We start from the raw sequence: 8840 nt of genomic DNA, 5'->3' as shown, positions 1-8840 counted from the left end.
ATTTGCCTTCGAAGGGCCTCCAGCCACGTTGCCATTCCAAAAGGGAGCTGTCGACGCCGTGCTCGGGGAGGGGGGGGTGGACGGGGATGGGGACCGGGTCGGTTTCCGCTCGCAGGAGTGGCGAAACCAGCAGGGGGAGCAGAGCCATCGAGATGGCGACAAGCCCTTGAGCTCGCAGAGGAGATCGCACGGGAGATTCCTGATCAAGTGGAGGAGGGCGTTCAGTGAAGGCGTCGCCACGCCCGCCCTCAACGGAAACACGCTGCTGCGGCATGGGAAAATCGCGTCCCATGTCCCGAACCTTCCTGGTGAGCGATTTCGACTTCGCTCTGCCCGACGACCTCATCGCCCAACATCCCGCCGCCGAGCGCAGCGCCTCGCGCCTGCTCGACGGCCGTGCCGATCCCCCAGTGGATCGCGTGTTCCGCGAGCTGCCCGACCTGCTCAACCCTGGCGATCTGCTGGTGTTCAACGACACCAAGGTCATCAAGGCGCGGCTGTATGGCCAGAAGTCCAGCGGCGGCGCGGTCGAGGCTCTGGTCGAGCGCGTGCTGCCCGGCACTCGCGAGGTCTGGGCTCACATGCGCGCCAGCAAGAGCCCCAAGCCCGGCGCGGTGGTGCGTTTCGCCGAGGCCTTCGACGCCGAGGTGCTGGGCCGCTGCGGCCCGGATGACGGGCTGTTCCACCTGCGCCTGTCCGGCGACCCCTTCGAGCTGCTGGAGCGTCACGGCCATGTGCCGCTGCCGCCCTACATCGCGCATGACGACTCGGCCGACGACGTGCGCCGCTACCAGACCGTCTTCGCGCGCGAGCCGGGCGCCGTCGCCGCACCGACCGCCGCGCTGCATTTCGATGAGGCGCTGCTCGCGCGCCTGGCCGAGCGCGGCGTCGGCACGGCGCATGTGACGCTGCACGTCGGCGCGGGGACCTTCCAACCGGTGCGGGTCGAGTCGCTGGCTGATCACAAGATGCACAGCGAGTGGTTCCAGGTCACGCCCGAGACCGTCGCCGCGATCGAGCGCTGCCGGGCCGCGGGCGGCAAGATCACCGCGGTCGGCACGACGACGCTGCGGGCGCTGGAATCGGCCGCGCGCGGCGGCACGCTGACCGCGGGCGCGCGCGAGACCGACATCTTCATCACGCCCGGCTTCGAGTTCCAGGTCGTGGATCGGCTGGTGACCAACTTTCACCTGCCCAAGAGCACGCTGATGATGCTGGTCTCGGCCTTCGCCGGCTACGAGTCCGTGATGGCGCTCTACCGCCATGCGATCGCGCAGCGCTACCGCTTCTTCAGCTATGGCGACGCGATGCTGCTGGAGCGCCGCGGCGATTGATGTCACAAGCGGGTAGGCTGCATCGTCTTGTCCACAGGACAAGCTCATGACCCCCGCGATGCCAAGCCCCCACGACGCCTCCGATCCGCTGCCGGACCCCGCCGCCGCCCGCGCGCTGCGCTTTGACCATGAACACGCGCGCTCGCTGCGGGCCTTGGCCTACCGGATGCTGGGCTCGCGGGCCGAGGCCGAGGACATGGTCCAGGAGGCTTGGCTGCGCTGGGCCGAGGTCGACGAAGCCACGGTCCACCACACCGGCGCCTTCCTGTCCCGGCTGGTGACCAACCTGTGCCTGGATCGGCTGCAGTCCGCGGCGGTCCGGCGCGAGCAGTACGTCGGCGTCTGGTTGCCGGAGCCGCTGGTCGACGAGGCGGGGGACTGGTCGCCCGATCCGCAGGCGCAGGCCGAGTTCGCACAGGACGTCTCGGTGGCCTTCATGCTGACGCTGGAGCGGCTCTCCCCGCTGGAGCGCGCCGCCTTTCTGCTGCGCGAGGTCTTCGAGCTGGATTTCGACGAAGTCGCCCGGCGCCTGGGGCGCAGCGAGGCCGCCTGCCGGCAACTGGTCAGCCGCGCCCGTCAGCACGTGAAGGCGGACTACGCCCGCCACGAGGTCGAGGACGAGGAGCGCCAGCGCCTGTTCGGCGCCTTCATGGACGCGCTGACCTCCTTCGACGTCGACGCGCTGGCCAAGGTGCTGACCGAGGACGCGGTGCTGCTGGCCGACGGCGGGGGCAAGGTCACGGCGGTGCCCAAGGCGCTGGAGGGCGGGGCACTGGTGGCGCGGGCCTTCGTCGGATTCGCGCGGATGCCGTCCAGCAGGGCTTGGCGGGTGCGGCAAGTGCGGATCAACGGCCTGCCGGGCTACATCGTCTACGGGCCGGACGGCGCGCCGATACAGACCGTGGCGCTGCGGCCGGCCCAGGAGCCCGGCCGCATCAGCGCCATCTACGTGCAGCGCAATCCCGACAAGCTGCGCCACCTGGCGGCCATCGAGCCGCTCCCGCCGGCGGGCGATCTCCGCCCGGGCGTGGTCGTGATGGATCCGCTTCGGCCGGATTGAGGGCGAGCGGGGCCGGACGACGGCGTTTGGACGCCACGGTCCCCCGCGCCCACGGGGGACCGTCGCTCCCTAGGTTTAAGGACAATCGACCGCACAAGATCCATCAGCTCTCGGGAAAAGGCATGACGCTGTTCGCTCGCACTTCGATCGCCGTGGCCGCCACGCTCTTCAGCGGGTTGGTTGCTGCCGCCTCGATCGGCGGCCTGACCAACACCGGCGCCGGTACCAACGGCAAGTCGGGCAGCGCCGACGGCAACTACAGCTTCGCGGTGATCGCGGGTGACTCCACCGGCCTGTCCGGCCCCGGCTACGTGGCCGCCAGCGATGCCATGCCTTTCCCGGTCTGGATGCCCAACACGTCGACCTCCTCCTGGCTGATCCCCAGCGCCACGCAGAGCGACGTCTACGACACCGGCGCCGCCTCCGGCGTGTTCAAGTGGACGTTGAGCTTCGACCTGACCGGCTACGACGCGAAGAGCGCCTCGTTCACCGGCCGCTGGGCGGCGGACAACAACGGCACGGTGCTGCTGAACGGCCACGTCATCTCGACGCTGACCAACGCGGCGGGCTTCCTGGACTGGACCAGCTTCTCGGCCAGCAGCGGCTTCGTCGCCGGCAAGAACACGCTGGAATTCATCGTGAACAACATCGCCACCGAAGGCGGCAACTACACCGGCCTGCGCGCCGAGTTCCTGAGCTCCAACGTGTCCCTGGCCTCCGCCGTGCCGGAGCCGCACAGCTACGCGCTGATGCTGGCAGGGCTGGGCGCGCTGGGCGTCGTGGCGCGGCGTCGTCGCGGCAAGGCTTGAGCGGCACGCGCGATCGAAGCGATCATTCGTCGCAGCTCCTTGCATAGGACAAGGTCCGTTGGCCGCCTTGGCCGTCCGGGACTTTCCTGGCGACCACGGTCACCAGCGATTCGATCCTTGGGGGTGGCGTGAAGCGAGTGTCTGCCGCAGGTTGGCCGTCAAGCCACCAGGTGACCTTGTTGACGCGGTTCGGAGACAAGCTGGACGCTTCGAGTGGGCCTGCCGGCGGGCTGCTGAGAATCTTGGAATGCCTCTCCAGGCCGGCGACCTGTGTGGATACGCCCAACCGGGAAAGCGCCGAGAAGACGCGTCGTTGCGTCTTGTCCCTGGCCGGATCAAAGAAGCACATCGTTCCGCTTCTTGTCACTTTGAAGGCCGCATGCACCGGTTGATCGGATTCCTGGGCCATGACCCAAGGCGGCACAATGCTCTTGTTTTCGAGCCTGATCGTGTGAGAGGCGCCGATCTCGAAGCCGGCCGGCCGTCTTTTCAGGTCTTCCGTGAGAGTGTCCGTCACCAGCGTCAAAGTCTGACCCGGCGGCAAACGAGCGCGAACGACGACTGCCGGTTCATCGGCAGCCGACCAGTCGCGGACCACCATGGACGAGAGCCGTCCAGGCTGCTGGGCGATGGTCTCGCCCGAGACGCCGGCGACGATCTTCGGTGTCGCGCACCAATGATTGTCGTCGTCGTAGCCGGTGCGCCCTTCGACGGAGAGAAGCGCGTTGCCGCATACCACTGGTTTCGCGCCCCGCAGCCAATCGCGGTCGCTCATCTTCAGCGTGGAGATCGGCGTGCAGTTCCTCCCATCGGTGGAGAAGCACATGACGTCGCTGTTGGGCGTTTCGGATAGCGCGTACGGCACCCCGAGCACGGAGTAGTCCTGCCATCGGGCGAATGTCGACGCAAACGCCGAGCCGCAGTCGTTCGCGCCATAGCTGGTGCAGACCAGGAGCTGCGCGCCGCTAGGGGCATCCGCGGTGAAGTCCAGCGGCAGACACGTCTCGCCGTCGTTGCTCAGGCAGCTCATGTGGCCGTTGTTTTCCAGTCGCGCCCAGATGGGAGAACGGAACCCGGCCGCGCGCGTCCATTTGCCAGGATAGGGTGCAGGCCTGTCGAACGGCCACTCGGTGGGCTGGGAGAGGTTGGGCGACGTTGCGTTGGCCTCGACGAGTGGCAGCGTGCCGAGTGCAAGTGCCAGAACCAGGGGGCGGTACATGAGAGCTCCTTCGAGAGATGCGGAAGCCCGGTGAGTCGCCGCAGCACTTGCGCCCCCCAAAGAGAAAGCCGCCGGCGAAGCGGCGGCTTTTGGTGCGGAACCGGGGGACTTACTCGTCGTCGCGGCAAGGCTTGAGCTGAACTGAGCGCCGACGGGCACGGCGTCCCCGGAAAAGTGCCGCTGAGCGATCAGCGGCTTTTTCGTTTCGGCGCCTCAGGGGGAGCGTCAGGGGTTGCCGCAATCCTTGATGTAGGAGATGCGCTCCCGTTTGCCGGTCAGATCGCCCTCGACGGGCACCTCGCGGGCGAGCGTGATGAGGAAGTCACTGACGACGAGATCGCGGAGGTTCTCCTCGGAGGGCTTGATCGCGACCTGCGGGGGCATCAACTTATACGGACTTCTGACGACCTTGAAGTCAGGCTGCTTCGCTTTCGCCATCACGCTGGATGAGTTGCCTCGCAGCGGCGCGACTTGGAAGAAGGACTTCCCGGTCGGGTCCATCGGCGTCTGGCTTCCGAAGAAGCACAGCCTGCCCGCCGATGTCGTCGCGAGCGCGGCGGTGGTCAGGCCCGTCGAGGCCTTGCCCTTCCACGGCGACGCGAAGATGTACTGTTCGATGATGACCGCTTGCTTGGCGCCGAGGCCGAAACCTACTTGGCCTTCCTTGCCCATACCCTTAAGCCAAGGCTCCTGGATGCGAACCGTCGCCCCCAGAGACATCGAGAGATCGTCGGAAAGGTCCGCGCGCACGATCATGGCGGGCTCCTGTTCCGCGAGCCAATCAGTGACGGGCAAGTAATAGATCTCGCGTCCGATGTCGACGTTCTTTTTGCGATGGGTGATCTTGGGGCTGCGGCACCAATGTTCCGGCTGGTCATAGCCGGTGAAGCCGAGCATGCGGCGGTGATGGGCGCCGCAGACCAGCGGCTTCAACGGCTGCGCTTGCATGGGCCAAGCGTTGATCTCCGTGGTGCTGGCGCACGTGCGGCCATTCGCGGAGAGACACATGGCGTCGCCCGCCGGCGTCTCGGACAACAGCATATCGAAGCCGAGCACCGAGTAATCGTGCCAGGTGGCATAGACCTCGGCATAGGCGGAACGGCACCAGTGCTCGGTGCCGTAGCCGTAATCAGCGTCGTCGTTGTAGCCGTTGACGCCCCATTGAAGATGATGCTTCACACCGCAAACCAGCGGCTGCACCTCCCACTGCGGATGGTCGTATGGATTCTTGATGGCGTTCTTCCACTCGCAGTGCTTGCCGTTGAAGCTGAAGCAGCTGAGGTTGCCGTCCGCCTCCAGGCGGATCCAAGTGCCGCCCCATCTGCGCCAGGGTGTGGCCTCAGTGGTGGTCGGCGACACGACCCCGCCTCGATCTTTCGGGGGCGTGGTCCACCACGACGAGGTGTCGGCGGCGGCCCGCGCGGCGGCACTGCCGGCGGTCAGCGCGATCGCCAAGATCAGGGGAATGGGATGGGACATCGAAGGGCTCCTCGATTGAACAGGGAAGCCCGGTCAGTACCGCTCGACCGAGATCCAGTCGTCCCCCGTTCCAATGAAAATGCCGCTGAGCGATCAGCGGCATTTTCGTTTCGGCGCCTCAGCGGGTGCCGCAATCCTTGATGTGGAGGATGCGCTGCCGTTTGCCGGTCAGATCGCCTTCGACGGGCACCTCGCGGGCGCGCGTGATGAGGAGGTCCTTGGCGACGAGATCGCGGAGGTTCTCCTCGGAGGGCTTGATCGTGACCTCCGGGCGCATCGTCTTAGACGGACTTCTGATGACGTTGAAGACAGGCATCTTCGCTTTCGCGATCACGCTGGATAAGCCGTCTCGCAAGGGCGCGACTTGGAAGAAGGACTTCCCGGTCGGGTCCATCGGCGTCTGGCTTCCGAAGAAGCACAGCTTGCCCGCCGATGTCGTCGCGAGCGCGGCGGTGGTCAGGCCCGTCGAGGCCTTGCCCTGCCACGGCGACTCGAATTGGTTATCTCCGATGAAGACCGATTGCTTGGCGCCGAGGCCGAAACCTATTGCGCGTTCATACCCCTCATACCCGGGCTCCCGGACGTGAACCGTCGCCCCCAGAGACATCGAGAGGTCGTCGGAAAGGTCCGCGCGCACGATCACGGCGAGCTCCTGTCCCGTGCGCCAAGCAGTGACGGGCGTGGAATAGAACTCGCGTCCGATGTAGACGTTTTGTTCGCGATGGGTGATCTTGGGGCTGCGGCACCAATGTTCCTGCCGGTCATAGCCGGTGAAGCCGAGCATGCGGCGGTGATGGGCGCCGCAGACCAGCGGCTTCAACGGCTGCGCTTGCATGGGCCAAGCGTTGATCTCCGTGGTGCTGGCGCACGTGCGGCCATTCGCGGAGAGACACATGGCGTCGCCCGCCGGCGTCTCGGACAACAGCATGTCGAAGCCGAGCACCGAGTAATCGTGCCAGGTGGCATAGACCTCGGCATAGGCGGAACGGCACCAGTGCTCGGTGCCGTGGCGGTCGTCGTCGTCGTTGTAGCCGTTGATGCCCCATTCAAGATGATGCTTCACACCGCAAACCAGCGGCTGCACCTTCCACTGCGGATGTTCGTCTGGATCCTGGATGGCGTTCTCCCACTCGCATTGCTTGCCGTCGAAGCTGAAGCAGCTGAGGTTGCCGTCCGCCTCCAGACGGATCCAGGTGCCGCCCCAGCTGCGCCAGGGTGTGGCCTCAGTGGTGGTCGGCGACACGACCCCGCCTCGATCTTTCGGGGGCGTGGTCCACCACGACGCGGTGTCGGCGGCGGCCCGCGCGGCGGCACTGCCGGCGGCCAGCGCGATCGCCAAGATCAGGGGAACGGGATGGGACATCGAAGGGCTCCTCGATTGAACAGGGAAGCCCGGTCAGTACCGCTCGACCGAGGCCCGGTCGTCCCGTCCCAATGCAAAAAGCCGCCGGCGAAGCGGCGGCTTTGGTGCGGAACCGGCGGGTTTACTCGTCGCCGCCGGTCAGCAGCGGAATCGAGCCTTCCGAATTCTTGCCCAGCAAGCCCGAGCGCGTGTACACGCCCAGCTTCTCGCGCGTGTCGGCGATGTCCAGGTTGCGCATGGTCAGCTGGCCGATGCGGTCGGCCGGCGAGAACGCCGCGTCCTCGACCTTCTCCATGGACAGGCGCTCCGGCGCGTAGGTCAGGTTGGCGCTGACGGTGTCCATGATCGAGTAGTCGTTGCCGCGGCGCAGCTCCAGCGTCACCTCGCCGGTGATGGCGCGTGCGACCCAACGCTGGGCGGTTTCGCGCAGCATCAGGCATTGCGGGTCGAACCAGCGGCCCTGGTACAGCAGACGGCCCAGCTTCATGCCGTTCATGCGGTACTGCTCGATGGTGTCCTCGTTGTGGATGCCGGTGACCAGGCGCTCGTAGGCGATGTGCAGCAGCGCCATCCCGGGGGCCTCGTAGATGCCGCGGGACTTGGCTTCGATGATGCGGTTCTCGATCTGGTCGCACATGCCCAGGCCGTGGCGGCCGCCGATGCGGTTGGCTTCCATGAACAGCTCGACCGCGTTCGGGAAGCTCTGGCCGTTTAGCGCGACCGGGACGCCTTCCTCGAAGCGCACCGTCACCGTCTCGGCCTTGATCGCGACGTCGTCCTTCCAGAAGGCCACGCCCATGATCGGGTTGACGATGTTCATGCCCTTGTTCAGGAACTCCAGGTCCTTGGCCTCGTGGGTCGCGCCCAGCATGTTGGAGTCGGTCGAGTAGGCCTTCTCCACGCTCATCTTGTAGTCGAAGCCGTTGGCGATGAGGTACTCGCTCATCTCCTTGCGGCCGCCGAGCTCGTCGATGAAGGCCTGGTCCAGCCAGGGCTTGTAGATCTTGAGCGACGGGTTGGCGAGCAGACCGTAGCGGTAGAAGCGCTCGATGTCGTTGCCCTTGAACGTGGAGCCGTCGCCCCAGATGTTGACGCCGTCGTCGCGCATCGCCACCACCAGGGCGGTGCCGGTCACGGCGCGGCCCAGCGGGGTGGTGTTGAAGTAGGTGGCGCCGCCGCTCTTGATGTGGAAAGCGCCGCACTGGATCGCGGCGATGCCTTCGGCCACGAGCTGCGCGCGGCAGTCGATCAGGCGGGCGATCTCGGCGCCGTAGGCCTTGGCCTTGCGGGGGATCTCGTCGTAGTCGGACTCGTCGGGCTGGCCCAGGTTGGCGGTGTAGGCGCAGGGGATGGCGCCCTTGGCGCGCATCCAGTGCACCGCGGCGCTGGTGTCCAGGCCGCCGGAGAAGGCGATGCCGACGCGTTCGCCAGAGGGGATCTTTTGGAGGATGGTTGCGGCCACGGGACGTCTCGCGCAGTAAGAGGGTGGGGGAAATGCAGCCCGTGATTCTAGGCCGGGCCTGGGTGCCGGCCGCCGGGGAGGCTTCGCGGATGGGCGATGCAGGGGTAGGCGGGT

7 protein-coding genes are annotated in these 8840 nt (G+C 66.6%); 3 read left to right on the top strand and 4 right to left on the bottom strand.

Annotated elements, in window-relative coordinates:
* The first annotated feature begins 290 nt into the window (after positions 1-290).
* From queA to ABDW59_RS20355, 3 genes are all read left to right on the top strand, one after another.
* Entirely contained in the window at positions 291-1334 is a 1044-nt protein-coding gene (queA, locus tag ABDW59_RS20365; RefSeq protein WP_343632516.1) for a tRNA preQ1(34) S-adenosylmethionine ribosyltransferase-isomerase QueA, read from the top strand.
* A 58-nt stretch (positions 1335-1392) separates the two neighbouring features.
* Positions 1393-2394 (top strand): RNA polymerase sigma factor SigJ, encoded by a 1002-nt coding sequence (gene sigJ, locus ABDW59_RS20360; protein ID WP_343632514.1) that lies wholly within the window; start codon positions 1393-1395, stop codon positions 2392-2394.
* 122 nt (positions 2395-2516) lie between these two features.
* Positions 2517-3203, top strand: a complete 687-nt coding sequence (locus ABDW59_RS20355; RefSeq protein WP_343632512.1) for a PEP-CTERM sorting domain-containing protein — start codon at positions 2517-2519, stop codon at positions 3201-3203.
* A 22-nt stretch (positions 3204-3225) separates the two neighbouring features.
* Here ABDW59_RS20355 and ABDW59_RS20350 read toward each other — a convergent pair whose 3' ends face one another.
* The 4 genes from ABDW59_RS20350 to argG form a co-directional block, all read right to left on the bottom strand.
* Complete coding sequence (locus ABDW59_RS20350; protein WP_343632510.1) at positions 3226-4422, bottom strand: hypothetical protein; 1197 nt, start codon at positions 4420-4422, stop codon at positions 3226-3228.
* A 225-nt stretch (positions 4423-4647) separates the two neighbouring features.
* Entirely contained in the window at positions 4648-5901 is a 1254-nt protein-coding gene (locus tag ABDW59_RS20345; RefSeq protein WP_343632508.1) for a hypothetical protein, read from the bottom strand.
* 118 nt (positions 5902-6019) lie between these two features.
* Entirely contained in the window at positions 6020-7264 is a 1245-nt protein-coding gene (locus ABDW59_RS20340) for a hypothetical protein (protein WP_343632506.1), read from the bottom strand.
* A gap of 121 nt (positions 7265-7385) precedes the next feature.
* Positions 7386-8726, bottom strand: coding sequence for an argininosuccinate synthase (gene argG / locus ABDW59_RS20335; RefSeq protein WP_343632504.1), 1341 nt, complete (start codon positions 8724-8726; stop codon positions 7386-7388).
* Positions 8727-8840: the final 114 nt, after the last annotated feature.

The sequence above is a fragment of the Roseateles sp. genome, assembly GCF_039595295.1.
Lineage (GTDB): Bacteria > Pseudomonadota > Gammaproteobacteria > Burkholderiales > Burkholderiaceae_C > Roseateles.
Note: the sequence above shows the minus strand (reverse complement) of the source record. Positions and strands in the feature narration are given on the sequence as shown.

Bases quoted from the DNA above. Each gene is read 5' to 3' on its own strand.
- ABDW59_RS20340 (WP_343632506.1), bottom strand. From the start codon at position 7,264: ATGTCCCATCCCGTTCCCCTGATCTTGGCGATCGCGCTGGCCGCCGGC.
- ABDW59_RS20355 (WP_343632512.1), top strand. From the start codon at position 2,517: ATGACGCTGTTCGCTCGCACTTCGATCGCCGTGGCCGCCACGCTCTTC.
- ABDW59_RS20345 (WP_343632508.1), bottom strand. From the start codon at position 5,901: ATGTCCCATCCCATTCCCCTGATCTTGGCGATCGCGCTGACCGCCGGC.
- sigJ (WP_343632514.1), top strand. From the start codon at position 1,393: ATGCCAAGCCCCCACGACGCCTCCGATCCGCTGCCGGACCCCGCCGCC.
- queA (WP_343632516.1), top strand. From the start codon at position 291: ATGTCCCGAACCTTCCTGGTGAGCGATTTCGACTTCGCTCTGCCCGAC.
- ABDW59_RS20350 (WP_343632510.1), bottom strand. From the start codon at position 4,422: ATGTACCGCCCCCTGGTTCTGGCACTTGCACTCGGCACGCTGCCACTC.